This window comes from Lentzea sokolovensis, from assembly GCF_033949975.1.
GTDB classification, from domain to species: domain Bacteria; phylum Actinomycetota; class Actinomycetes; order Mycobacteriales; family Pseudonocardiaceae; genus Lentzea; species Lentzea sokolovensis.
Genome location: NZ_JAXAVU010000007.1, coordinates 142,719 through 167,530, shown reverse-complemented (window position 1 = coordinate 167,530; position 24,812 = coordinate 142,719). Strand labels below are relative to the sequence as shown.

18 protein-coding genes are annotated in these 24,812 nt (G+C 68.3%); 10 read left to right on the top strand and 8 right to left on the bottom strand.

The features are described 5' to 3' along the window. The first annotated feature begins 225 nt into the window (after positions 1-225). Positions 226-990, top strand: a complete 765-nt coding sequence (locus tag SK854_RS13060; RefSeq protein WP_319975335.1) for an alpha/beta fold hydrolase — start codon at positions 226-228, stop codon at positions 988-990. Here SK854_RS13060 and recD2 read toward each other — a convergent pair. Continuing rightward, positions 972-3,155, bottom strand: a complete 2,184-nt coding sequence (gene recD2, locus SK854_RS13055; RefSeq protein WP_319975334.1) for an SF1B family DNA helicase RecD2 — start codon at positions 3,153-3,155, stop codon at positions 972-974. The two genes, SK854_RS13060 and recD2, sit on opposite strands and share 19 nt — an antisense overlap. 84 nt (positions 3,156-3,239) lie before the next feature. On the opposite strand from recD2, the gene SK854_RS13050 reads away from it, so the two are divergent. The 5 genes from SK854_RS13050 to SK854_RS13030 all read left to right on the top strand — a co-directional run bounded on the left by SK854_RS13050 (position 3,240) and on the right by SK854_RS13030 (position 11,876). Then, positions 3,240-3,929 carry a response regulator transcription factor gene (locus tag SK854_RS13050; protein ID WP_319975333.1) on the top strand — a complete coding sequence of 230 codons (690 nt, stop codon included), beginning with the start codon at positions 3,240-3,242 and terminating at the stop codon, positions 3,927-3,929. Further along, a complete protein-coding gene (locus SK854_RS13045) occupies positions 3,926-4,924 on the top strand; it encodes a HAMP domain-containing sensor histidine kinase (protein WP_319975332.1) in 999 nt (332 codons plus the stop codon). Before SK854_RS13050 ends, SK854_RS13045 begins: the two co-directional genes overlap by 4 nt. Positions 4,925-5,345: 421 nt before the next feature. Continuing rightward, entirely contained in the window at positions 5,346-6,842 is a 1,497-nt protein-coding gene (locus SK854_RS13040; protein ID WP_319975331.1) for a DUF4153 domain-containing protein, read from the top strand. A 100-nt stretch (positions 6,843-6,942) separates the two neighbouring features. Further along, on the top strand, positions 6,943-10,680 hold the full coding sequence (locus SK854_RS13035) for a Pls/PosA family non-ribosomal peptide synthetase (protein WP_319975330.1): 3,738 nt from the start codon (positions 6,943-6,945) through the stop codon (positions 10,678-10,680). Beyond that, entirely contained in the window at positions 10,677-11,876 is a 1,200-nt protein-coding gene (locus SK854_RS13030) for a M1 family metallopeptidase (protein WP_319975329.1), read from the top strand. Before SK854_RS13035 ends, SK854_RS13030 begins: the two co-directional genes overlap by 4 nt. Here SK854_RS13030 and SK854_RS13025 read toward each other — a convergent pair. Genes SK854_RS13025 through SK854_RS13010 form a run of 4 tightly spaced genes read right to left on the bottom strand, consistent with a single transcriptional unit; the run spans position 11,851 to position 15,650 of the window. Next, entirely contained in the window at positions 11,851-12,495 is a 645-nt protein-coding gene (locus SK854_RS13025; RefSeq protein ID WP_319975328.1) for an NUDIX hydrolase, read from the bottom strand. The two genes, SK854_RS13030 and SK854_RS13025, sit on opposite strands and share 26 nt — an antisense overlap. After that, positions 12,446-13,663 carry an adenylosuccinate synthetase gene (locus SK854_RS13020; RefSeq protein ID WP_319975327.1) on the bottom strand — a complete coding sequence of 406 codons (1,218 nt, stop codon included), beginning with the start codon at positions 13,661-13,663 and terminating at the stop codon, positions 12,446-12,448. Before SK854_RS13020 ends, SK854_RS13025 begins: the two co-directional genes overlap by 50 nt. Next, positions 13,663-14,643, bottom strand: coding sequence for a hypothetical protein (locus SK854_RS13015; RefSeq protein WP_319975326.1), 981 nt, complete (start codon positions 14,641-14,643; stop codon positions 13,663-13,665). The genes SK854_RS13020 and SK854_RS13015 overlap by 1 nt, the downstream gene beginning before the upstream one ends. Positions 14,644-14,645: 2 nt before the next feature. Beyond that, entirely contained in the window at positions 14,646-15,650 is a 1,005-nt protein-coding gene (locus SK854_RS13010; RefSeq protein ID WP_319975325.1) for a protein kinase family protein, read from the bottom strand. A gap of 122 nt (positions 15,651-15,772) precedes the next feature. Here SK854_RS13010 and SK854_RS13005 point away from each other — a divergent pair, with 122 nt between their 5' ends. Both SK854_RS13005 and SK854_RS13000 read left to right on the top strand, forming a co-directional pair. Continuing rightward, on the top strand, positions 15,773-16,855 hold the full coding sequence (locus SK854_RS13005; RefSeq protein ID WP_319975324.1) for a mechanosensitive ion channel family protein: 1,083 nt from the start codon (positions 15,773-15,775) through the stop codon (positions 16,853-16,855). Between the two features lie 148 nt (positions 16,856-17,003). Further along, positions 17,004-17,279, top strand: a complete 276-nt coding sequence (locus SK854_RS13000) for a hypothetical protein (protein WP_319975323.1) — start codon at positions 17,004-17,006, stop codon at positions 17,277-17,279. Between the two features lie 53 nt (positions 17,280-17,332). Here SK854_RS13000 and SK854_RS12995 read toward each other — a convergent pair whose 3' ends face one another. Together SK854_RS12995 and SK854_RS12990 are read right to left on the bottom strand one after the other, a co-directional pair. Continuing rightward, a complete protein-coding gene (locus SK854_RS12995) occupies positions 17,333-20,563 on the bottom strand; it encodes a S8 family serine peptidase (RefSeq protein ID WP_319975322.1) in 3,231 nt (1,076 codons plus the stop codon). A 251-nt stretch (positions 20,564-20,814) separates the two neighbouring features. Continuing rightward, positions 20,815-21,357, bottom strand: a complete 543-nt coding sequence (locus SK854_RS12990; protein ID WP_319975321.1) for a hypothetical protein — start codon at positions 21,355-21,357, stop codon at positions 20,815-20,817. Positions 21,358-21,672: 315 nt separating this feature from the next. On the opposite strand from SK854_RS12990, the gene SK854_RS12985 reads away from it, so the two are divergent. After that, positions 21,673-22,359 (top strand): hypothetical protein, encoded by a 687-nt coding sequence (locus SK854_RS12985; protein WP_319975320.1) that lies wholly within the window; start codon positions 21,673-21,675, stop codon positions 22,357-22,359. Between the two features lie 278 nt (positions 22,360-22,637). Here SK854_RS12985 and SK854_RS12980 read toward each other — a convergent pair whose 3' ends face one another. Next, a complete protein-coding gene (locus tag SK854_RS12980; RefSeq protein WP_319975319.1) occupies positions 22,638-23,057 on the bottom strand; it encodes a cupin domain-containing protein in 420 nt (139 codons plus the stop codon). 72 nt (positions 23,058-23,129) lie between these two features. Between SK854_RS12980 and SK854_RS12975 the strand changes: the two genes are divergently transcribed. After that, positions 23,130-24,785, top strand: a complete 1,656-nt coding sequence (locus tag SK854_RS12975; protein WP_319975318.1) for an FAD-binding dehydrogenase — start codon at positions 23,130-23,132, stop codon at positions 24,783-24,785. The last annotated feature ends 27 nt before the right edge of the window (positions 24,786-24,812 follow it).

The window sequence follows — 24,812 nt, the reverse complement described above, 5'->3', positions numbered from 1 at the left end:
TTATTGTGCTTTCAAGGCCGAAACCGACTCGACGAACAGCGAGGTTCGCAGACACCCAGCCACCGGAAGAAACGGGAGCGCAAGCCATGGATCATCTGTACAACGACGGTGTCGCTGAGATCTCCCTGCTCGACTTCCCCTGGCGCGGTTCTCTCGCGGACGACGACGAGGGGCTGGAGCCGACCATCGTCCGCAGCATGGACTGACAAATCTCGGGGGTTCCGCATGACCGGCCTGTCCACCGTCGTCAAGGGCACCGGCCCTGCTCTCCTGCTCGTGCACGGCGCGGGCGGCAGCATCCAGGCCAACTACGGACCGATCCTCGGAACCCTGACCCAGTACTTCACCGTCATCGCGCCGGATCTGCCCGGCTCGGGCGGCTCGCCGAAGGCGTCGGGTGCTCTCGACCTGGAGAAGCTCGCCGACGATCTGGTGGACGTGGCGGTCAAGGCCGGGCACGAGTCGTTCTTCGTCGCCGGCTACTCGATGGGCTGCGCGGTCGCCGCCACGGCGGCCGTCCGGCACCCGGACCGGGTGCGCGGGCTGGTCCTGAGCGCGCCGTTCACGAAGATCGACGCCGCGACCAAGGCGAAGATCGACGAGTGGAAGTCGCTGCTCGACGGGTCCCGCTCGGTGCTGTCGAGGTTCATCCTTTCGGTGATGTGCAGCAGGGAGTACCTGGCCCGGCTCACGCCCGCCCAGGCAGAGGGCTTCGCCGAGCTGATCGGCGCGAGCGTGCCGACCGGCTCCCCCGCGCACGTCGACCTGATCCTGAAGATCGACCTGACCGAGCTGCTGCCGCAGATCACGCAGCCGACGCTGGTGATCGGCGCGTCCGGTGACCAGCTGCTGTCACGGGAGCTGGGCAAGGAGGTCTCGGACCTGATCCCCGGCTCGAAGTACTCCGACATCGCCTGCGGGCACGCGATCGCACTGGAGTCCGCGATGCCGTGGTCGCGGCTGATCACCGACTACCTGACGTCGGTGTAGTTCTGGCTCGTCCGGAGGCGGTGGGCCAATGCCGTGTGGCGGCGGCCCGCCCCTACCGTGCGCACGGCCTGGCCGATGGCTCGTTTGCTGCCCACGAGCACCACGAGCTTCTTCGCGCGCGTGACGGCGGTGTAGAGCAGGTTGCGTTGCAGCATCATCCACGCGCTGGTCGTGATCGGGATGACCACGCACGGGTACTCGCTGCCCTGTGAGCGGTGGATGGTCATGGCGTAGGCGTGGCTGAGCTCGTCCAGTTCGGAGAACTCGTAGTCGACTTCCTCGTCCTCGTCGGTGCGGATGGTCAGCTTCTGCTCGACCGGGTCCAGCGCGATGACGACGCCGAGGGTGCCGTTGAAGACGCCGTTCTTGCCCTTGTCGTAGTTGTTGCGGATCTGGGTGACCTTGTCGCCGAGCTTGAACACCCTGCCGCCGAAGCGTTTCTCGGGCAGGCCGTCCTTCGACGGCGTCAGGGCTTCCTGGAGCACGGTGTTGAGTGCTCCCGCGCCGGCCGGGCCGCGGTGCATCGGGGCGAGGACCTGGATGTCCCTGCGCGGGTCGAGGCGGAACTTGCGCGGGATGCGGTTCGCGACGACGTCGACGGTCAGCGTGGCCGCTTCCTCGGCCTCGTCGGTGCTGAACAGGAAGAAGTCCGGCATTCCCTGGACGATCGGGTAGTCGCCGCTGTTGATGCGGTGGGCGTTCGTGACGACGCCGGACTCCTGGGCCTGGCGGAAGATGTGCGTGAGCCGGACGTTCGGGATCGGACTTCCCTGCGCCAGCACGTCTCTGAGCACCTCGCCCGCGCCGACGGACGGCAGCTGGTCGACGTCGCCCACGAGCAGCAGGTGCGCGCCGGGCGGGACGGCCTTCACGAGTTTGTTGGCCAGCAACAGGTCCAGCATCGAGGCCTCGTCCACGACCACGAGGTCGGCGTCGAGCGGGTGGTCGCGGTCGTACGCCGCGTCGCCGCCGGGCTTGAGTTCGAGCAGGCGGTGGACGGTGCGGGCCTCGTGGCCGGTCAGTTCGGTGAGGCGCTTCGCGGCGCGTCCGGTCGGGGCGGCCAGGACGATCTTGGCCCCCTTCGCCTTGGCCAGCCGCACGATCGAGCGGACCGTGAAGCTCTTGCCGCAGCCGGGGCCGCCGGTCAGCACCGCGACCTTCTCGGTGAGCGCTAGTTTCACCGCCGCCGACTGGTGTTCTTCGAGGTCGGTGCCCAGCCAGGCGAGGGCCTTGTCCCAGTTCACGGTGGCGAAGCTCGGCATGCGGTCGTTGTCCGCGTGCAGCAGGCGTTTGAGCTGCGCGGCCATCGAGATCTCCGCGCGGTGGAACGGGATCAGGTAGACGGCGATCTCGTCGTCCGGGAGTTCCTCGCGGACGACGCCTTCTTCCTCGACCAGTTCGGCGAGGCAGTCGATGACCAGGCCGGTGTCGACCTGGAGGATCTTGATGGCCTCGGCGATGAGGGCCTGTTCCGGCAGGTAGCAGTTGCCGTTCGTGGTGGCCTCGGAGAGCGTGAACTGCAGACCGGCCTTGACGCGTTGCGGGCTGTCGTGCGGGATGCCGACGGCCTTCGCGATCACGTCGGCGGTCTTGAAGCCGATCCCCCACACGTCACTGGCCAGGCGATACGGCTCGTTCTTGACGATGTCGATGGCCTTGTCCGCGTACTGCTTGTAGACGCGGACGGCGAGGCTCGTGGAGACGCCGACGCCCTGGAGGAAGACCATGACCTCCTTGATGGCCTTCTGCTCCTCCCACGCGTCCGCGATGAGCTTGGTGCGCTTCGGGCCGAGCTTCGGGACCTCGATCAGGCGTTCGGGCGCGTTCTCGATGACGTCCAGCGCGTCGACGCCGAAGTGGGTGACGATCTTGTCCGCGAGCACCGGGCCGATGCCCTTGATCAGGCCGGAGCCGAGATAGCGGCGGATGCCCTGGATCGTCGCGGGCAGGATCGTCGTGTAGTCGTCGACGAGGAACTGCTTGCCGTACTGCGGGTGCGAACCCCAGGTGCCGCGCATGCGGATCGACTCGCCCGGCTGCGCGCCCAGCAGCGCGCCGACCACCGTGACCAGGTCACCTCGGCCCGTGTCGACCTTGGCGACGGTGTAGCCGTTGTCCTCGTTGGCGTACGTGATCCTCTCCAGGACCGCTTCGAGGACGTTCATGGAGCGAACCTACCTCGCGGGTCTGCACACGATCTTCACAACTTGTCCCGGCGTCCTCCACGACATACCCATAAAGTCGCCGGCATGACAGGTCAGCGCAGGGTGCTCGTCGTGGAGGACGACATCACGATCGCCGAGTCCGTGGCCGTGCGGCTGCGTGCGGAGGGCTTCGTGGTGGCGGTGGCTCATGACGGGCCTTCCGGGGTGGCGCTCGCCGCGTCCTTCGTGCCTGACCTGGTGGTTCTGGACGTGATGCTGCCGGGGTTCGACGGGCTCGAGGTGTGCCGCCGGATCCAGGCGTCGCGTTCGGTGCCGGTGCTGATGCTGACCGCGCGGGGGGACGAGACCGATCTGCTGGTCGGGCTCGCCGTGGGGGCCGACGACTACCTCACGAAGCCGTTCTCGATGCGCGAACTGGCGGCGCGGGTGCACGTGCTGCTGAGGCGCGTGTCCCGTGCGGTGTCGTCGCAGTCGCTGGAGCTCGGGGATCTGCTGATCGACCTGGCTTCGCGCCGGGTGTCCCGTTCCGGCGTCGAGGCTCATCTGACGCCCACCGAGTACGACCTGCTGGTGTTCCTGGCTGAGCGGCCTTCCGCCGTGCAAGCCAGGGAACGGCTGCTGGCGGAGGCTTGCGGGTGGCACGAGGGAGCTTCGTCGCGGACGGTCGACTCGCACGTGAAGGCGTTGCGGCGCAAGCTCGGCGCCGACCTGATCCGGACCGTGCACGGGGTGGGGTACGCGCTGGAGGTGCCTAGCCGGCAGGTGTCTTCGTGAAGCGGTTGCTGGATCTGCTGGACCTGCTGCCGCGTCCGCTGGACTCGGTGCGGTCGATCAAGCTCAAGCTCGGGATCGTGATCGTGGTGTCCGGCTGCGTGTCGTTCGCCTACTTCCGTTACGTGACCGGGTGGCTGCCACCTCGGACGACTCTGATCGCACTTGTTCTGGGCCTGTTGACCTCGCAGTTGCTCGCGCACGGCATGACTTCGCCGTTGCGGGAGATGACGTCCGCTGCCCGGTCGATGGCTTCCGGGGACTACTCGCGGTCGGTCCGTGCCACGTCTTCTGACGAGGTCGGGCAGCTGGCGGAGGCGTTCACGGTGATGGCGGCCGATCTCGCCGCGGCCGACCAGCAGCGGCGGGAGTTGATCGCGAACGTGTCGCACGAGCTGCGAACACCGATCTCCGCCTTGCAGGCCGTGCTGGAGAACGTGGTCGACGGGGTGGCGTCCGCGGATGCCGCGACCATGCGGACCGCGTTGGCCCAGACCGAACGGCTGGGGCGGCTGGTCACCGAGCTGCTGGACCTGTCGAAGATCGATGCCGGGGTGCTGTCGCTGAAGCGGGAGACGTTGTCGGTGTCGTCTCTGGTGGCCGATGTGGTGGCGGAGGCCGCGGTGGCGGCTCCCGCTGCCTCGTTCTCGATCGACGTTGCCGGGGATCTGACTGTTTTCGCTGATGGGGAGCGGTTGCACCAGGTGCTGGTGAACCTGGTGGACAACGCCGCCCGGCACGGACCCACCGGGGGGTTGGTGTCCGTGTCCGGGTACGCGTCCGTGAGTGCTGTGGTGCTGGAGGTCCGGGACGAAGGGCCGGGAATCGCGCCGGCCGAGCGGTCGCGGATCTTCGAGAGGTTCACCCGAGGGGAGAGGGCGGGCGGTGGCGGGACCGGGCTCGGGCTCGCCATCGCCCGGTGGGTGGTGGACCTGCACGGCGGGACGATCGCCGTGGTGGAACCCGGGTCGTGCATCCAGGTGACTTTGCCCCGCTGACCTTCAACTGACCTTTCGTCTGACCTTGTTCGCACCGCTGGGCGGTGTGACGGTGAAGCACGCCCGTTTCCGGGCTTGGGAGAGAGACATGACTGACTCGACGCCATCGGCTGACTCGTCTGAGACGCCTGGGGAGAAGGCCGCTGGGCGGCCGAAGTACCGGAACTTCCGGAAGGTCGGGTATCGGCCCGTCACCGGGGATGGGGAGCCGGCGGGCGCTGGGGGCTCGCCGGAACCTGCGAAGGTCGAGGAGGTTCCGAAGGAAAAGCCCGAGAAGGCTGAGGAGGAGGCTGCGCTGGAGGCCGAGGCAGGCTCGCGCAGGGGTACCCCCGAACCGGAAACCCCTACAACTCAACCTACTCAGGAGGTCCGACAAGATCAGCCGACGCCGGTCGTCACCGCCACCGCCACCCTGCCTCCGGTGGCACCGTTCCAGCGCCTGCCCCATGTCCCAGCTGCGGCCGTGGCCATGCAGACGCCGGGCCTCCCGTTCCTGCCCTGGTGGCGCCCACCCACGACCGGCGCGCCCAGCAAAGCCCTGGTCGCGGGCCTGATCGCAGGCCTGGCCGGAGCGTTCCTCGCCGTCCCGAACAACGGCATCGGCTGGTTCCTCGCAGGGCTTGCAGGCATCGGCGGGGTGCTGTTCTACGCGGGCAAGCCGACCGTCGAGCGTGCGCTGTGGCTGGCGGGCGCGCTGGCGTTCCTCGCGATGGGCTTCCTGCGCGCGGCGGAGTGGGTGTTCCCGCTGTCGCTGATGGCGTCGATGCTGTGCGGGTCGATCGCCATGGCCGGGGGCAAGACGGTCAAGGGGCTCGTGTTCGGCGCCTTGGGCGTGGGGCTGGGCGGGCTGCGGTCCATTCCGTGGGTTGCCAAGGGGTTCCGCAGGCGGGGGCCGATCGGGATCCGGCCGTTCGTCTCCGTTGGTGTGGCGTTGGTGTTGTTGCTGGTCTTCGGGTCGTTGCTGGCCGGGGCGGACAAGAGTTTCAGCGACTTCCTCGAAGGTCTGGTGCCGGATCTCGAAGTCGGCGTCTACGTGCAGAAGACGTTCTACGGAGTTGTTGCGGCGCTTGGCGCTCTGGGTGCCTGCTACCTCGTGGCGGCGCCTCCGCAGATGAACGAGGACGTGGAGGGCAAGCCCGGGACGTTGCAGCTCAAGGACTACGGGTTGCCCGTCGGCGTGCTCGTGTTGCTGTTCACCGGGTTCGTGGGGACGCAGCTCGCGGTTCTGTTCGGTGGCGAGGCCTACGTGATGAAGACGGCGGGCGTGACGTTCGCCGAGTACGCGCGGACCGGTTTCTGGCAGCTGCTGTGGGTCACCATTCTCACGCTCGGCGTGATCGCCGGTGTCGCGCGGTTCGCCGTGAAGAAGACCAAGCAAGAACAGTTGTGGCTGCGGGTGTTGCTCGGTTCACTCGCTGTTCTGACGCTGGTCATCGTGGCGAGTGCGTTGAGCCGCATGTGGTTCTACCAGCAGGCGTATGGCTGGACGGTGTTGCGGCTGCTCGTCATTTCGTGCGAGGTGTGGCTGGCCGTGGTGTACCTGATGGTGATCGCTAGCGGGATCTCGTTGCGCGCCAACTGGTTGCCGAAGGCGATCGTTGCCACCGGTGCGGCCTTCTTCCTCGCGGTGGTGGCGATGAACCCCGAACGGGTGGTCGCCGACTACAACGTGTCGCGGTTCGAGGCGACGAAGAAGATCGACACCTACTACCTGTCGCAGCTGTCCGAGGACGCGGTCCCGGCGTTGGTCCGGTTGCCCGCGTATGAACGCTCGTGTTCCTTGCGGTGGATGAAGAATCGCACCGTCGAGCAGGACTGGCGGGAGTGGAACCTCGCGCGCCACAACGCAAGGAAGTCACTCGAAAGTGTTGCGGTGACTGAGGTCACCTGTGAGGGCGCGTACTCCAGCGAGAGGTAATTGGTAACAACACTGTAAAGTTGCTCAGCTACCAGTTGCCGAGAGGGTGAGAAGTGACGCTCAAGTGACGATCGCGGCTGAACCCGTTGTCCTTCGATCGATGTTCACCGCAGGCGAGGCGCCCACACCGCGCACCCTCCTGGACATCCTGCGCGCGAGTGCCGAGAAGCACCCGAACGCGCTGGCCGTCGACGACGGCACCACCGCGCTGACGTACCGCGCACTGATCACCGAAGTTCAGGAACTGTCCGAAAAGCTCAACGCCGAAGGTGTCGGGGTCGGCGACCGGGTCGGCATTCGCGTGCCGTCCGGGACCGTCGACCTCTACGTCTCGATCCTGGCGACCCTCGCGGCCGGCGCGGCCTACGTGCCCGTCGACTTCGAGGACCCCGACGAGCGCGCCGAACTCGTTTTCGGTGAGGCACAAGTGAGTGCCGTGCTCGGCGAGGGCCGATCCCTTGTGCCGCACGGCACCACTCTCGGCGTACCCGGCGAACCCGGCCTGGACAACGACGCGTGGATCATCTTCACGTCCGGTTCGACCGGTAAGCCCAAGGGCGTCGCCGTCACGCACCGCAGCGCCGCCGCGTTCGTGGACGCCGAGGCGCGCCTGTTCCTGCGGGACGAGCCGATCGGGCCGGAGGACCGCGTTCTCGCCGGGCTCTCGGTCGCGTTCGACGCCTCCTGCGAGGAGATGTGGCTCGCGTGGCGCTACGGCGCCTGCCTGGTGCCCGCGCCGCGCTCGCTGGTGCGCACCGGCATGGACCTGGGTCCGTGGCTGGTCGAGCAGGAGATCACCGTCGTGTCCACGGTTCCGACGCTGGCCGCGCTGTGGCCGGTGGAGGCACTGGACGACGTGCGGCTGCTGATCTTCGGCGGCGAGGCCTGCCCGCCCGAACTGGCCGAGCGGCTCGCCGTGGACGGCCGCGAGGTCTGGAACACCTACGGGCCGACGGAAGCGACCGTCGTCGCCTGTGCCGCGCGGATGGACGGCACCGGTCCCGTGCGCATCGGCCTGCCGCTGGACGGCTGGGAACTCGTCGTCGTCGACGCACGGGGCGAGGTCGTGCCGATGGGCGAGTCCGGCGAACTGGTGATCGGCGGCGTCGGCCTGGCGCGCTACCTGGACGAAGCCAAGGACGCGGAGAAGTACGCGCCGCTGCCCTCGATGGGCTGGGACCGCGCGTACCGCAGCGGTGACATGGTCCGCGCCGAGCCGGAAGGCCTCGTCTTCCTCGGCCGCGCGGACGAGCAGATCAAACTCGGCGGCCGCCGGATCGAACTCGGCGAGGTGGACTCCGCGCTGGCCGCGCTGCCCGGCATCGCCGGTGCCGCCGCTGCCGTGCGCACGACCCGTGGCGGCAACCAGATCCTCGTCGGCTACGTGGTGGTCGACGGCGAGTTCGACCAGGAAGCCGCCGTCGAGCAGTTGCGCGGCGAACTGCCTGCCGCTCTCGTCCCGTTGATCGCCGTCGTCGAGACGCTGCCGACGCGCACGTCGGGCAAGGTCGACCGCGCCGCGCTGCCGTGGCCGCTGGCGTCGATGGACACCGCGGGCGTGGTGTTCTCCGGTCTCGAAGGCTGGCTCGCGGAGCAGTGGGCCGCGGTCCTCGGCTCCGGACCGGCCTCCGAGGGCGCGAACTTCTTCTCGTCCGGCGGCAGCTCGCTGGGCGCCGCGCAGCTCGTCTCGATGATCCGCACGCGGTACCCGAGCACGTCGGTGCAGGACATCTACCAGAACCCGACGCTGTACAAGCTGGCCCGCCGCCTGGAGTCGTACGGCTCCACCGCTGAAGTGCACGAGGTCGCGCCGACGCCGCGCTGGACCGGCGTGGTGCAGACGCTGCTGATGATCCCGCTGCTCACGATCTCCGGCGCGCGCTGGGTGGTGGGGCTGACGGCGTTGTCGAACGTGCTGGGCTGGACCTCCGTGTCGTGGTGGTGGGTCGCCGCGGGGTTCGTGGTGTTCCTGAGCCCTGCCGGACGGCTGGCGATCTCCGCCGGTGGCGCGCGGCTGCTGTTGCGCGGTGTGAAGCCCGGCGAGTACCCGCGCGGCGGATCCGTCCACTTGCGACTGTGGACAGCCGAGATGCTGGCGCAGATGTCGCGCGCCACCGAACTTTCCGGCTCCTGGGTCACGCACTACGCGCGGGCGTTGGGCGCGAAGATCGGCCCCGGAGTCGATCTGCACTCGTTGCCGCCGGTCACCGGCATGCTGAAGGTCGGGCGCGGCGCCGCCGTCGAGCCCGAGGTCGACCTGTCCGGCTGGTGGCTGGACGGCGACAGGCTGCGCATCGGCCGCATCCGGATCGGCGCGGGCGCGACCGTGGGTGCGCGCAGCACGCTGTTCCCCGGCGCGCGGATCGGCAAGAAGGCCGAGGTGGCGCCCGGTTCGGGTGTCGTCCGGTCCGTGCCGACCGGTCAGCGCTGGTCAGGCGTGCCCGCCACCCGTGAGGGCAAGGCGTCGCGCTCGTTCCCGTCGCGTCGTCCCACGCGGTCGCGCTTCTGGAACCTGATGTACGGCGTCTCGTCCGGCCTGCTGGCCCTGCTGCCGCTGCTGGCGGCCGCTCCGGCCCTGCTCTACGTGCTGCGCAGGCCTGTTTCCCTGACTTCGGCGCTGTGGGACGTGCCGGTCGCGTCCGCGATCTGGTTCGGCTCGTACGCGCTGATCGTGCTGGTGGCCGTGCGGCTGCTGGGCATCGGCATGCGCGAGGGCTACTACGCCGTGCACAGCCGCGTGGCGTGGGCGGCGTGGACGACAGAGCGGTTGATGAACAACGCGCGCACGGCCCTGTTCCCGCTGTACGCGTCGCTGTTCACGCCGGTGTGGCTGCGGCTGCTCGGCATGAAGGTCGGCCGCAACGTCGAGGCGTCCACCGTGGTCGCGCTGCCGAAGATGACCCGAGTGGGCGACGGAGCGTTCCTGGCCGACGACACGATGGTCGCGACCTACGAACTCGGTGGTGGCTGGCTGCGCATCGCCACGGCCCGCGTGGGCAAGCGGGCGTTCCTGGGCAATTCAGGCATGACCGCGCCCGGCCGCAACGTGCCGAAGGGCGGGCTCGTCGGCGTGCTGTCGGCGGCGCCGAAGCGGGCCAAGGCCGGGTCGTCGTACCTGGGCATGCCGCCGATGAAGCTGCCGCGCTCCGCCGAGGTGTCGGACCAGTCGCGCACGTTCAACCCGCCGAAGAGGCTGATGTGGGCGCGGGCGCTGGTGGAGCTGTGCCGGTTCGTCCCGGTGATGCTGAACGTGGCTCTCGTCGTGCTCGTGCTGTTCGCGTTGAAGGAGTTCGGGCTCTGGTGGGCCGGCGTCGTGCTGCTGGGCGCCGGTGTGGCCGCGTGCCTGGTGGCCGTCGCCGCCAAGTGGACGCTCGTCGGCCGCTTCAAGGTGCGTGAGTATCCGCTGTGGTCGGCGTTCGTGTGGCGCAACGAGCTCGCGGACACGTTCGTCGAAGTGCTCGCGGTGCCGTGGCTGATCGGGTTCTCCGGTGGCACGCCGCTGATGAACCTGTGGCTGCGCTCGCTGGGCGCGTCGGTCGGCCGTGGCGTGTGGTGCGAGTCGTACTGGCTGCCCGAGGCGGACCTGGTCTCGCTGGGCGCCGGCGCGTCGGTGAACCGCGGTTGCGTCGTGCAGACGCACCTGTTCCACGACCGGATCCTGCGCATGGACCGGGTTTCGCTCGCGGAGGGCGCTACTTTGGGCCCGCACGGCATCGTGCTGCCCGGCGCGTCCGTCGGCGCTCACACGACGATCGGACCCGCGTCGCTCGTCATGCGCGGAGAGGATGTACCGTCGGGAACCCGTTGGCTGGGCAACCCGATCTCCGCGTGGACATGAGCTTCTCCGTACATCATTACGCACTAGAGCTTGACTACAAGCCGCATTCCGCGCGCCTGTCCGGGCGTGCGGTGCTGCAGGCTTCCTGCACCTCGCTGTCGTCGTTCTCGCTGTCCTTCGGTCCACTGCGGATCTCGAAGGTGCTGGTGAACGGCAAGCCGGCGCGCTACGGGCATGCGGGTGGTGTGCTGAACATCCGCGCGGCCGTGCGCGGGGCCTTCTCGGTCGAGGTCCGGTACTCGGGCACGCCCGTGCCGGTCTCGACGCCGGAGTGGGGCGACCTCGGCTGGGACGAGCTCACGGACGGGTCGATCGTGGCGTCGCAGCCGATCGGTGCGCCGTCGTGGTTCCCGTGCCTCGACGAGCCCTCCTCCAAGGCCTCGTACCACCTGGAAGTGGTCGCGCCCTCGCCGTACACGGTGGTGTGCAACGGGGTGCTGGTCGACGGCAAGGTCTCCGGCAGCACGACCAAGTGGACGTACTCGATGGCCGCGCCGATGGCGACCTACCTGGCGACCGTCCAGATCGGACAGTACGTCGAGGCGCTGCCGAACGTGTGGGCACCGGCCCGGCTGCGCAGGCTCGTCGCGCACGACTTCGGCCGGCAGAACGCCATGATCGAACTGTTCTCGTCGTTGTTCGGGCCCTACCCGTTCGCGCGTTACTCGGTCGTGGTGACCGATGACGCGCTGGACGTTCCTGTTGAAGCGCAAGGACTTTCGACGTTCGGCGCCAACCACGTCGACGGGCGGCGGGGTTCGGAACGGCTGGTGGCGCACGAACTGGCGCACCAGTGGTTCGGCAACTCGGTCGGGATCGCCGCGTGGGAGCACATCTGGCTGAACGAAGGTTTCGCCTGCTATTCGGAGTGGTTGTGGTCCGAGGCTTCCGGTGGCCGCTCCGCCGACGCTTGTGCTGCCAGCGCACGGGATCTGTTGCGTCGGTTGCCGCAGAACCTCGTGATCGGACGGCCGCCACGCGCCGACTGGTTCGACGACCGCGTCTACAAGCGCGGAGCCTTGACGTTGCACGCCCTGCGGCGCGAGATGGGCGACGACTCGTTCTTCGCGTTGCTGCGGGAATGGTGTGCCCGCAACCGGCACGGCGTGGTGACGACCGAGGACTTCCTCGCGCTGGCCGGACATCGGGACCTGCTCACCCGCTGGCTCTTCAAGCCGGAGCTTCCCCTGCGCTGAACCTCCACACCAGCGGCGGACGGCCTCCCTTGGGCAGCGCCGACGCGTGCTGGCTGGTGCGTGCGAGGCCGGGCACACGGTCCATGGTGCGGCCCAGGTTGGCGGGATAGGGCCGGTCGCCGGTCAGGGACTCGGTCACGTCGAGCGCTTGCGCCGTGGTGAACTCGGGCCCGAGCAGGCCCGCGGTGAACGGCACGTCCCGCCAGAGCTTGTCCGCCAGCAGCGGCCGGCAGTCGGCGACGATCCGGTCGTGGTCGAACGCCAGCGCGGGCACGTCGTCGAACCGGCTCCAGACCGCCACGTCACCGGTCGGCCTGGTCACCGTGGCCCACAACGCGATCGACAACGTCGGGCCGCGCGGGTCACGGGAAGGCTCGTCGAACGTGGCGAGCTGGCCGGTCGCCGTCACGGACTCCGCAGCGAGGCCCAGTTTGCCCGTGACGGCCCTCGTGGTCGCGTCGCGCAGCCGCTCACCCCTGCCCAGCAGCACGCCGGGCAGTGCCAACTCGCCCGCGAACGGCTCCTGCGCGCGCGACGCCACCCCCACGAGCACCGCACGTGCGTCCGGATCAAACCGGAGCACGATCACGTCCACCGACACCAACGTCGACTCGATCATGTCGTGGATTGTCCCGCACCACGTAGTCCGCCCTGGTCGGCCCCGCGCCGGCGACGAGCACGTCGACATCGAGCAGTTCCTCCAGGAAGGCCACGGGATCGGGAAGGTCGTCCAGGCTCGAACCCGCGGCCACCTTCAAGCCACGAGCGTCCAGGTGCGTCACGGCCAAGCCGTCGATACCCCCACAGCAATCGACGGAGTAGCGCAACAGATTCGCGTCCAGGTGGCCGGCCCGCCAGGCACCCTGGAACTCCCCGGTGCCGTTGTGCGCCTCCGGGAACCGGTCGAGGACGGCCTGGTCCTCGGTCGGCAGCGGGCCCGCGCCGTGCCGTGTCTGGTAGGTCCTGGTCACGCCGATCACACGGGCTTTTCGGCCGCCGAGCAGCGCTTTCGCGTTGCGTGGCGTGGTGGTGGACCAGGTCGTGTGCGGGTGGAAGCCGTAGGTCTCGTCCAGCAGAACGCCCTGCGCACCCTCGAAGACGAGCCGTCCCGCGTCCGCGAGTCGCCCGACGTCGTCGGTCGTGATCCGGACGGCGTCCGCGAACGAGCGGTAGAGCATGACCAGCTCGTCCACGCTGACGCCGTCTCCGACCAGCGGCTCGTAGAACCTGGCGAGCGCGTCCAGCTTGCGCCGCAACGCGGTGGGATCGAGGCAGTCACCGACGACCGGGGCCGGACCCGGCTCGCCGATGACCTCCTGCCCCTCGACGACCACTCCCCTGGTCGTCCCCTCCAGCAGCCCGTACCAGACGGTTTCGCCGATTCCCTTGCCGCACGAGCCGTGGCGGTCCTTGCCCCGTGCGTTCTCGCGGGCCCGGTTCGCGGCCACGTGGAACGGGGTGGTGAGCAGCGCCTGGGCGTCGATCGACATCAGCGAGAGCGGGTCGGCGACGCCCAGCGCCTCCAGTTCGCGTGACTCGGTCGCCAGCGCGATCGGTTCGACGAGCACGTAGCGGGAGAGCAAGGTCGGCACGCCCGCGAGCGTGCCGGACCCGAACTGGCTGAAGGTGTGGTGCCGTCCGTCGGCGATCACGTTGTGCGCGGCCTGTGCTCCCCCGTTGAACCGCACGACGGTGGACACCGACCCGTCGGCGCACAGCGCGTCGACGGTGGCCCCCTTGCCCTCGTCGCCGAACCCGAGCCCCACGACGATCACGTGATCGTTCATCAGCTCAGCGCCACGTCATCGGGGCCGTCGATGCCCAGCGGCGCGGCGGTGATCGAGCGTGCCGCGCTGCCGACGGCGACCAGCGCCTTGCCGACGGCCTTGCTCTCGGCGACCGACCCGATCTCGGCGAGGTCCACCAGGGCCTGGTCGAGATCGACCACCCGTTCCTCCATGCCGATCGTCGCGGCGATCAGCTCGCACACCGCGCCGGGATCGTCGAGCTTGAGGAAGTTCTGCCCGAGGATCGTCCGCCAGTGCTCACCGATGGAGTCGTCGTTGAAGTACGACGACTGGTTGGGCAGGATGAAGTACACGTGCCACTTGCGGGCGAGCTCGCGGTACACCGACACGGGATCGATGTCCTGCTTGACGTCGTCGCCGATGATCCGGCGGATGTGCTTGGCTTCCAGCCGCGGCTTGTTCAGCTCGTCGCCGATGATGAACAGATATCCCTTCCTGCCCCGCTTCTGCCACGCGTCGGTGACCACGTGCCGCGCGACGAAGTACGCGGCCAGCTCGTACGACTCGCTCTTCTGCCCGCCGCCGTTGCCTTCGAGGAAGATGTCCCGCAACTGCTCGTCCATGCGGTTGTCCGACTCGAACTGGCCGACCTGCAGCGGAACGCGATCGCTGTCGGCGTCCCCGATCCCGCCGAACATCAGCTGCGGGTCGGCGAGATATCCCTTGCGCTGCAACAGTCCGTGCAACTTGCCGAGCTTGCCCTGCATGATCCGCGGCACGGCGCCCATCGACCCGGTCACGTCGAACAGCACCGCGATCGGCGTCGAGTCGGCGTGGTCGGGCGAGTCGCGGCACTCGCGGTACTCGACGTTGAGCGGGTCGAGGCTCGGCGCCGCCTTCCAGCTCGACGCGGGGTTTCCCTTGATCGAGGCGGTGTAGCCGAAGTCGGCGATTCCCTTGGCCGCACGGAAGGTCTTGGCTGCCGCGTAGGCGTTGTCATCCCACTTGCCGTGTCCCATCGTCATTCTCCTTTTGGCAGAGCGAACGGGCGGAAAACCCTTGGTCCGTACAGTTCTTCGAGCAGCTCGTCGTACTCGCCCAGCAGGTCGGCGGCGTCAGGCCTGCGTTCAGGACGTTCCTGCAAGCAGCCTTTTGCGAACGCTTGTTGCCTGTGTTCGTTGTGGTTCAGGAGACCGAGCATCAGCGTGTGTGCCATGTGGACGTCCGTCGCGGCCGTCACCGGTTCTTTTGCTGTGACTTCCGGCGGGTAGCTGATGGTTTTGCTGGTCGCGAGCAGTTTCTGGTTGGACTCGACGGCGAACGACCAGCCGACCAGCACGATCCCGTGCTGTTCCGGGTGCACCATGACGTTCTCGGCGGTCACGGCCCCGTGCACCAGCCCGATCTGATGCGCGCCGGCCAACGCCTTGAGCAACCTGCGATGCATCCACGCGTAGTCGCGCCCGTCCAGCCCGCGCGGGAAGACGCGTTTGACGTCGGCCAGCGTCACGAACCCGTCGATGAGCGGGTCCAGCACGGTGAAAGCCCTTGAGCCCTTGGCGACATCGCCGGACGTGTCGAGCAGCCGCGGGTAGTAGGGCCGCAGCCACTGATTGCGGTCGGTGAAGCGCTCCAACTCCCGCAGGGCGTGCCATTCACCGTGCAGCAACGGGTTGAGAGCGGGGTTGCGCACCACCTTGACCACCTGCGGTCCGTCCGCCTCGTACAGGTTGGCGACGCTGCCGACCGCGAACGGCTCGCCGATGCGGTAGACGCCGGTCCTGGTCCTCAGTTCGACGCTCGTGCTGTGCGTCCACTCGTGGTGCAGGCGGGTCAGGTTCGCCGACGCCCGGTGCGCCCGCGTGTTGCCCGGTCCGACCACGTCGGGGTGCAGGACCGAAGCCAGCGCGCGATACCGGCGTTTTGCCTGTTTGCGCAGGTCCGGGTCGGTGGTGCGGGGCCCGAACAGCGACTCGGCTGTCGTGGCGCGCTCCACCAGTTCCAGCGCCTCCGGTGTCGTGAACATGGTTTGAGTCTTGCAGACTCAAACCAGGAACGCAACGGTTGTGACCGAGGTCCCGTGAGACGGTTCATGGTGTTCCCCTCCCCAGGCACCGGGTACCCGGCCCCGATACGGGAGGAGGAACAGTGCTTTTCGTCGTCATGGGCTGCTCGGTGGCCTTCGCGTTGCTCGTGGTGGAGGTGGTCCACCGCCTGGTCCGCCGCTTCACCCACAGCGGCAAGATGTACCGGCCCGGCCAGCTGTTCGGGGCGTTGCTGGCCGCGCAGACAAGCCTGAGCGTGTACCCCGTCAACGCGCCGGTCACGTTGCACGCGCTGGGAATCGCGTTGATCCTGGCCGGGGCTTGGTTGCTGGCCGCGTTGATCAGCACCCTCGTGGACGTTTCGCTGTCGCGGATTCGTACTGATGTCACGGACAACCGGCACGCGCGGCGGGTGCACACGCAGATCACGCTGGTGCGGCGGCTGGTTCTGGTGGTCATCGGGGTGCTGGCGATCGGCGCGATCCTGATGACGTTTCCGGGGGCGCGGGCGGTCGGGTCCACTGTGCTGGCCTCAGCGGCGGTTATTGGTGCTGTGGCGGCGTTTTCCGCGCAGTCGTTGCTGGGCAACCTGATTTCGGGGTTGCAGATCGCGTTCAGTGACGCGGTTCGGCTTGATGACGTTGTGGTCGTTGAAGGTGAGTGGGGGCGGGTCGAGGACGTCACGCTGACCTACGTCGTGCTGCACCTGTGGGACGACCGGCGGCTGGTGCTTCCCACCTCGTACTTCCTCAAGACGCCCTTCGAGAACTGGACGCGCACGCAGTCGGCGTTGCTCGGGACCGTGGAGCTCGATCTGGACTGGACGGTGCCGGTCGAGGCGATGCGGCAGGAGATGCGGTCCATGCTGGAGGGCAGCGATCTGTGGGACGGGCGGGTGTCCGTTCTCCAGGTCACCCAGGCCACGCAGGGGTTCGTGCGGTTGCGTGCGCTGGTCAGTGCCGCTGATGCCGGGAAGCTGTGGGATCTGCGCTGTTTGACGCGCGAGCACCTGGTGGACTGGGTGCAGCGGCAGCACGGCGGGGCGTTGCCACAGGTCAGGACCAAGGCCGTGACCGCGGTCAAGAAGGCTCAGCCCGCCGGTGACCAGCACACGGACGCTCGGGTGTTCGGCGAGAGCGTCGACGGGGCGTTGCGGGAGCAAGCGTTTGCGGGACCGAAGCAGTGACGGGGCGAAAACAGGATGCAACCGCCCGCGGAGCCCGTTCCGTCCTCACCACATGAGAAGACCGCTCGCCGTCGCGTTTTGCGCGCTGGCTCTCGCAAGCTGTGGTACGAACGGGTCTCCAGCCGTGCCCTTGGCGGAGGTGCCGACCGTGTCTTCAGCGAAACCGGACAGGATCCGGATCGAGCAGGCGAAGCGTGACGGCCACCTCACAGTGCCACTGATGATCTCCGTGCAGCCGGGACGCGACGAGGAGGTCGAGCAGGCACTGACGAGGCTGGGCGCGACCGTCGAGTCGCGCGATCCCAGAATCGGCTACCTGCGCGCCGAGATGCCGGTCGACAAGGTGGAAGACGCGTATCTGATCATCGGCGTGTCCAAGGTGGATCTGGACGAGCCGCTCGGCAACAAGCTGCCTGAACCGTAGAAAGCCCCAGGATCTCGTGGACCCTGGGGCTTTCTGCGTTTTTCTGAGAGCTGCTAGCTGACGGACTGGATGATCACGGCACCGCCGCCGACGACGACGTTCTCGTCGGTGCGGACCTCGAGCTCACCGCGCAGCACGCGACCGGCGGCAGGCTGGCCCTGCGGCGTGATGACGCCCGTGGCGTTCCACGTCGCACCCGCCGCACGCTGGGCGTTGGTGTCCGACACGGTCAGCGTGCCGAGACCGGCCGACGTGAAGACGTCGAAGTAGTCGAACTCCGTGGTGCCCGCGGGCACCGCGTAGCCGTCCACCACGACGAGCCAGTTGCCGGCCGCCGGGTTGGCGATCGTCACCGACTCCTCGGAGTCCGCGTCCGCCGACTGACCGGCGAGCACGCACGTGCCCGTCGTGCAGTTGTAGACGGACAGGTCGAGGTCAGCGCCCTGGTCGGCGGTGTTGCCGATCGTGGCGGTGAGCCTCGTCGCGCCGGCGCCGACCGCTACCTGGTACTGCTGGACCTCCAGGTTCGCGATCGTCGGACGGGCCTGCTTCGCACTGCCCAGCGCGGGCTGCGCCGCGAGCCGGCCGGTGAACTCGGCCTGCGTGTTCGTGACGGTGTAGGTGCGCTCGATCGGCGTGCCCAGCGTCGCGGACGCGATGGTGTCCGGGTTCGGGCTGACCGACGTGCCGAGCACGGACGCGGTCACCGAGTACGGCGCCTCGTCTGCGTCGGAGGTGCGGCGCGCCTCGACCACGATCTCCCACACACCGGCCATCGGGTTGGCCACCGTGCGGCTGGTGGGGGTGCCACCGGCACAACCGGCGCCCGCGTCCGGGTTGTAGCAGTTGGTCGACGTGTTGGAGTCGAAGCCGATGCCCTGCGGGGTGTAGCGCAGGAAGCGGACCTGGCCCTTGCCGGCCTCGGCACCGCCGCCGGCCAGGTCGACCTTGAGCGCGCTCGTGCCCTTGGGCACGTTCACGAAGAGGCTGGTCGACTGGTTGCGCGCGATCGTGCCGGACTTGGTGACCGAGAACTTGTTGGCGGCGTTGAAGTTCTCCGCCGCGAACACGGTGTTCAGGGTCTGCACGTCAACACCGGGGGTCTCCGGGTTGTCGAGCTGCAGGACGGCGCTGTGCGCGCCCGCGGTCTTGGCCTTGACCTTGACGGCGAACTGGACCGGCTTGTTCAGCGGCAGTTCGACCTTCTTCGGCGCCGTGAACGTGCCGTCGTTGCCCTTCCAGGAAACGTTGTACGTCTCGTCGTCGTGGCCCGTGGTGCGGGTCAGCGTGTAGGTGCGGGTGTACTCCTGGCCCGCGGTCACGCCTTCACGGTCGTGGATGCCGACACCGACGTTCGGGGTGGCCAGCAGTCCACTGAGGACGGTGTTGACCGCGACGGACGTGGTGACCTTGTCCGGCACGGAGTGCTTGTCCAGCAGCGTCCACGCGGCGTTGGTGTTGAAGAGGCCCGCACCCTGCTCGTAGGCACCGAGGGTGCTCACGTAGTTCGCGCTGCGCTGGATCGCGTAACGCAGCTCGGCGCTGGTCGGCTTCTGGCCGTTGTGCGTGGCCTTGAACGCGCTCACGAGCAGCGCGGCGGCACCGGTCGCCTGCGGGGCGGCCATCGAGGTGCCGTTGAACTGCGAGTAGCCGGGCGGGAGGGCGTAGGTGCCCGCCACCGGGCCACCCGGCTGCCAGCGCGGCGTGGTGGAGATCGCCGAACCGGGCGCGACGATGTTCGGCTTGAAGCCGCCGTCCTCTGCCGGGCCGCGCGACGAGAAGCCGTGCAGGTTCTGCTTCTGCGCGGTCTTCGAGCCGTAGTTGGAGAGCCAGGTCTCCTTGGTGATGTACGAGCCGACGCTCACCGCGTCCGTGGCGACCGACGGGTCACCGACGGTGTTGGCGCCCGCGCCCGAGTTACCAGCCGAGATGAACAGCTGGACGTTGTACTCGTTGATCGTGCGGTTGTAGAGCTCCGCACGGGCGTTGTTGCCGTCGTTGAGCGCCGGGAGGCCACCGATGGAGATGTTCACGACGTCGGCGCCGTTGCGCGCGGCGTAGAGGACACCATCGATGAGACCGGAGCTGGTGCAGGACGGCGTGGTGAGGCAGGCCTTGATGGCCATCAGCTTCGCGCCGGGGGCGGCACCGGCCATCTTGCCGTCGAACAGCTTGTTGGCCGAGGTGATGCCGGCGACGTGCGTGCCGTGCGCGGCCGAAATGCCCAGGTTGACGAACGGCGTGCCCGCGTTGTCGTAGATCGAGCGGTCGGTCTGCACGACGAACGCGATGCGCTCGACGACAGGGGTCGCGGGGTTGTCGGTTCCGAAGAAACCGCTGTCCTGCTTGACCTTGTAGTCGATCATGCGCTTGTTGTTGGTGAAGTCGCCGTCACCATCGGTGTCGACGAAAACTTCCTTCGTCGTGATGTCCTGGAGGACACCGAACGCGTCCGTGCGGTCGCCGTCGCGGTTGATGTCGCCGCCGGTCTCGCTGTTGGCGAGGTTCAGGTCGCCCGCGGTCTCGCGGAAGAGGCCGAACGAGTAGGGGCCACCGGTGGCCGGCGCCGTGTACTCCTTGCCGCCCTCGACGAACTTGCCGACGCGGCCGGTCTTGGTCATGGTGACCCAGGTGCCGTCGCCGGAGTTCGTGGCGTTCGCGTTGTACCAGTCGATGATCTTGCGCTCACCGGTGCTGGTCGTCTGCAGAGCGGGCGTGTCCAGGTCGATGCCGGAGTCGATCACGGCGATCGTGGTGCCGCGGCCGTCCCACTTCGGGTGCGCGGTGGCGAACTGCGCCGCCTGCGTGTCCTGCGTCGGCATGTACGGGTTGGTGCGCGGAGTCTTCGAGTCCGGCGCCTTCTGCGGAGCCGGGCTCTCCATGCCCTCGGGGCGCGGGTTGTCGACGGCGACGAGCCCGTCGACGTCCACGGTGCTGACCGAGGCCAGCTTGGCGGCCTTCGCCGCGTTCTCACGCGGGATGGTCACCTTGACGTAGTCGACGTCCTTCTCGGTCTTCTGGACCGTGGCGCCGAGCGCCTTGAGGTCGTTGACCGCGGCGTCGGTCTTGCCGTCCTCCGCGGCGACCAGCAGGTCGACGGTCGGCTTGCCCTCGCGGGCGGCCTCCTCGACGAGGGCGCGGTCCTGCTTGTCGAGCTGCTTGTCAGCGGCAGGCTGCTGTGACGCGTTCTGCGCGATGGCGGGGGTGGCGGCGAAGCCGAACCCGGTAGTGCCCAGCACCGCGGTCAGCAAGACCGTTCCGGTGCGGCGTCTCCAGTTCTTCACGGCGCATGTGCCCTTCGTGGGGTAAAGAGTGCTCCGAAGCACATCTCTTCGTCTCACGAGTGGCAATCGTCGGACCGGAGTAATTCCCAGATCCACATTGGACTGTTCAGCGGCTTGAACGGGCACACTTTTAGTGCTGCGCGTTTCTTTTCTGCCGTGGAACGAGCAACCACTCTCCAGTCAAGAGCTGATGGAGGGGAATGTCAAGGCTGCGTCAACGGTGAACGGTGTTGGCGTGTAACAGGATCCCGTCATCGGGCGATGGACTGATCGCTATTTCCGCCCAATAGCGAACGCAATCGGGACCGCAGGCGCGCCACCATCCCCTGCCCGGTCACGAGCACTTTTGGCTGCGCGCCGCACTCCGGGCACCTGCCCCGATGCCTTTCGAGCGCCTGCCGCAGTTCCGTCACGTGCTTCGCGGTCCGTTCGGGCACCGAGTCCTTTTTGATCGAGAGCAGGCTCAGCTCGGTCAGCACGTGCGTGCCGCGACGGAGTTGTGCCGCGGGCGTGATGGTGTGGAAGAAGATCAGGTTCCGGCTGCGCTTCGGTTCGAACCCCTGAACGTCGCACCACTCGACGGTGGTCTCGCGGTCGAGGCCGTTCGACGTGATGCCCTGGGCGGTGAGCTTCGTGCCCAGCTTGAAGGTCCGCCACGCCACCGTGCCGCCCATGAGGAACCACATGCCGCCGAAGACGTAGCCGTACCAGGGGCCGTTCAGTGCCGCGAGCGGACCGATCGCGGCCACGGCGGCGCCGAGACCGAACAGGAACCATCTCCACCTGGTGTGCATGTCTCCATCCTGTTTACCCGATTCCTCGGGCCAGCATTGTTCGGTGCGAAACCAGGACGGCCGGATGCCGGTGCGGGCGGAATACCGCGGTCTGCCCGCCGTGCCTGCCGACCAGGTGGTCACAGGGCTGATCCCGCACCAACCACCTGACTTTCAGACGCCTGCGGCCCTGGATTTGTTGAGTGAGCCCGTGTGCGTTGTCACGGAGCAACTCGGGGTGGGCAAGACCCAGCTGGCTGCACCTCGGCCATGGCTCGATTGATGCTTCAGATCATTCAGCAGGTCTGAGTGCCGGTCAGGCGCTATTTTGCGCCCATGGACCTGAAGCCGGTCGCCGACGAGCTCTACGGCCTGCCTCCGAAGGACTTCACCGCGGCCCGCAACGCCGCGGCCAAGCAGGCCGACGACAAGGACCTGGCCAGGGCCATCCAAGAGCTGCGCAGGCCGACCGTGGGCGCCTGGGCGGTCAACAAGCTCGTCAGGGACGCCCCAGAGGGCCTGGAGGAGGCCCTGGGCCTCTCCACGGCGCAGCTGACCATGCGGGAGCTCGGCCGCAAGCGCAAGGAGCTCATGGAGGCTCTGGTCTACCGCACGCTGGAGCTGACGGGACCGCTCGCGGACGACGCCGTCACGCAGGTGCGCAACACGCTGACGGCCGCGATGGCGGACCCCGAGTCCGCCGAGCAGGTCCGGGGCGGGCACCTGACGAAGGGGCTGGAGTACTCCGGGTTCGGGTTCGCGCTGCCCACGCCCGAGCCGGCGCAGGACGGCGAGGACGCGCTGGCCCGCAAACGACGCGAGCGGCAGGAGCGCAAGCGGGCCGAGGCGCAGCAGGCGCTGGACGAGGCCGAGCAGGCTCTCGGGGAGGCTCAGGCCGACCAGCTGGCGGCGCAGCGGGCGTTCGACCGGGCGGCGGAACGGCTGGAGGACGCCAAGCGGGTCACGTCGGCCTCCGAGAAGGCCCGCAAGGCCGCGGAACGCAAGCTCAACGACCTTTCGTGAGCACTTGATCACCAGCTGCGTCTGACCGGTTCAGAACCTGAAGGCGAGCTGAAGGAATTGAGCCTGGTCACAGTGAAAGCCGACCGGAACACAGCGGTCCGGTTGTACGTTCAACAATGTGGTTGGCCGCTGGCGCTCGAGCTGCGCGCCAGGGCGATCCGACACCCCCAGGTCGGAAAAGCCCTTCCGCAGGCGTGCGTGCTCGCGCCGCGGTCAACCCGCCGTCGACCGGCACTCCGGTAAACCCCCCTCACCGGTAGTGGCGGTCGACGGCACCCTCAGAGGTTGTACTGGTCGTGGCTCTCGTAGAACGCGACCAGCTCGTCGGGCGAGAGGCCCTTCGCGTTCCGGACCTCCAGGAAGAAGTTCTCGCGGGCGATTCCCGGCGAGAACAGGATCAGCATCCGCACGGGCGCGTCGCTGTCGTTGCGGAACGCGTGCGGGCGGTGAGCAGGCACGTAGAGGAAGTCGCCCTCGCCGGCCGTGGTCCACTCCTCGCCGTCGAGCAGCGTGATCTCGCCTTCGAGCACGTAGAACGACTCGGAGAACGTCTTGTGGAAGTGCGGGCGGGCACCGGGCTGGCGGGCCTCCATCCGCCATTCGAACAGGCCGAACTCGCCGTTCGTGACCGACCCTGGCGCGACAAAACGCGTGGTCGGAGTGGTGAAGCCCACCTCGGAGGCCGGTCGGAAGCTCACTACGTCGTCCCCTCAAAAAGTGAAATTGATTCAGGTCTAGTGCGTGACCAGGGGTAGATCTAGACTCGCCCGATGGCACATGACGCGGATGTCATCGTCGTCGGCGCGGGCCTCGCAGGTCTCGTCGCGACCGCAGAGCTCGCGGACGCGGGTCGCAAGGTCATTCTCCTCGACCAGGAGCCGGAAGCGTCGCTCGGCGGCCAGGCCTGGTGGTCGTTCGGCGGGCTGTTCCTGGTGGACACCCCCGAGCAGCGCAGGCTCCGGGTCAAGGACTCGCACGACCTGGCGCTGCAGGACTGGATGGGCTCGGCGGCGTTCGACCGGGAGAGCGACCACTGGCCACGGCTGTGGGCACAGGCCTATGTGGACTTCGCCTCCGGCGAGAAGCGCTCCTGGCTGCACAACATGGGGGTGCGCTGGTTCCCGTTCGTGCAGTGGGCCGAGCGCGGCGGCTACCTGGCGGACGGGCACGGCAACTCGGTGCCGCGCTTCCACGTCACGTGGGGCACCGGTCCGGGCATCGTCGAACCGTTCGAGCGCCGGGTGCGGGAGGCTGTCGCGAAAGGACTCGTGACGCTGAAGTTCCGCCACAAGGTCACGAGCGTCAACGTCACCAACGGCGTGTGCGACGGCGTGTCCGGTGACGTGCTGGAGCCGTCGTCGGTGGCCAGGGCCGAGCCCAGTTCCCGGACGGTCGTCGGCGACTTCTCGCTGTCCGCGCAGGCCGTGATCGTCACGTCCGGTGGCATCGGCGGCAACCACGACCTGGTGCGCAAGAACTGGCCGGAGCGGATGGGCAAGCCGCCGAAGTTCATGCTGGCCGGTGTGCCGGACTTCGTGGACGGCTCGATGATGGAGATCACGCAGAAGGCCGGCGGCGCGATCATCAACGAAGACCGCATGTGGCACTACCCCGAGGGCATCGCGAACTACGCGCCGGTGTGGTCGCGGCACGGCATCCGCATCCTGCCCGGCCCGTCGCCGCTGTGGCTCGACGCCGACGGCAAGCGGTTGCCGATCCCGCTGTTCCCCGGTTTCGACGCGCTGGGGTCGTTGCAGCACATCACCTCGAACGGGCACGAGCACTCGTGGTTCGTGCTGAACAAGAGGATCATCGGCAAGGAGTTCGCGCTGTCGGGCTCCGAGCAGAACCCGGACCTGACGGGCAAGGACACCAAGGCCGTCCTCAAGCGCGCGCTGCCGGGTGCCGTCGCGCCGGTCGAGGCGTTCGCGCAGAAGTCCAAGGAGTTCATCCAGGCGGGCACGGTCGCGGACCTGGCCCGCGGCATGAACGCGCTGACCGGCGACTCGCGGATCGACGCGGCCGCACTGGAGAAGACGATCGTCGAGCGCGACCGCCAGGTCACCGCGGGTCTGAGCAAGGACATGCAGATCAACGCGATCCGCCAGACCCGCAACTTCCTGACGGACAAGCTGATCCGGGTCGTCGAGCCGCACCGGCTGCTCGACCCCAAGGCCGGTCCGCTGATCGCCGTGCGGCTGTCGGTGCTCACCCGCAAGACGCTGGGCGGCCTGCACACCGACCTGTCGTCGCGGGTGCTCGACACGTCCGGCGAGGTGCTGCCGGGCCTGTACGCCGCCGGCGAGGCCGCCGGTTTCGGTGGCGGTGGCGTGCACGGGTACCGCGCGCTGGAGGGCACGTTCCTCGGTGGCTGCCTGTTCTCGGGACGGATCGCCGGGCGTTCGGCGGCGGAGGCCGTCAAGTAGTTCTCGCGTGGTGGACGCGGGTTGACG

Bases quoted from the DNA above. Each gene is read 5' to 3' on its own strand.
- SK854_RS13060 (WP_319975335.1), top strand. From the start codon at position 226: ATGACCGGCCTGTCCACCGTCGTCAAGGGCACCGGCCCTGCTCTCCTG.
- SK854_RS13030 (WP_319975329.1), top strand. From the start codon at position 10,677: ATGAGCTTCTCCGTACATCATTACGCACTAGAGCTTGACTACAAGCCG.
- SK854_RS13025 (WP_319975328.1), bottom strand. From the start codon at position 12,495: ATGATCGAGTCGACGTTGGTGTCGGTGGACGTGATCGTGCTCCGGTTT.
- SK854_RS13010 (WP_319975325.1), bottom strand. From the start codon at position 15,650: ATGTTCACGACACCGGAGGCGCTGGAACTGGTGGAGCGCGCCACGACA.
- SK854_RS13050 (WP_319975333.1), top strand. From the start codon at position 3,240: ATGACAGGTCAGCGCAGGGTGCTCGTCGTGGAGGACGACATCACGATC.
- SK854_RS13020 (WP_319975327.1), bottom strand. From the start codon at position 13,663: ATGAACGATCACGTGATCGTCGTGGGGCTCGGGTTCGGCGACGAGGGC.
- recD2 (WP_319975334.1), bottom strand. From the start codon at position 3,155: ATGAACGTCCTCGAAGCGGTCCTGGAGAGGATCACGTACGCCAACGAG.
- SK854_RS12990 (WP_319975321.1), bottom strand. From the start codon at position 21,357: ATGCACACCAGGTGGAGATGGTTCCTGTTCGGTCTCGGCGCCGCCGTG.
- SK854_RS13035 (WP_319975330.1), top strand. From the start codon at position 6,943: ATGTTCACCGCAGGCGAGGCGCCCACACCGCGCACCCTCCTGGACATC.
- SK854_RS12975 (WP_319975318.1), top strand. From the start codon at position 23,130: ATGGCACATGACGCGGATGTCATCGTCGTCGGCGCGGGCCTCGCAGGT.
- SK854_RS13015 (WP_319975326.1), bottom strand. From the start codon at position 14,643: ATGGGACACGGCAAGTGGGATGACAACGCCTACGCGGCAGCCAAGACC.
- SK854_RS12985 (WP_319975320.1), top strand. From the start codon at position 21,673: ATGGACCTGAAGCCGGTCGCCGACGAGCTCTACGGCCTGCCTCCGAAG.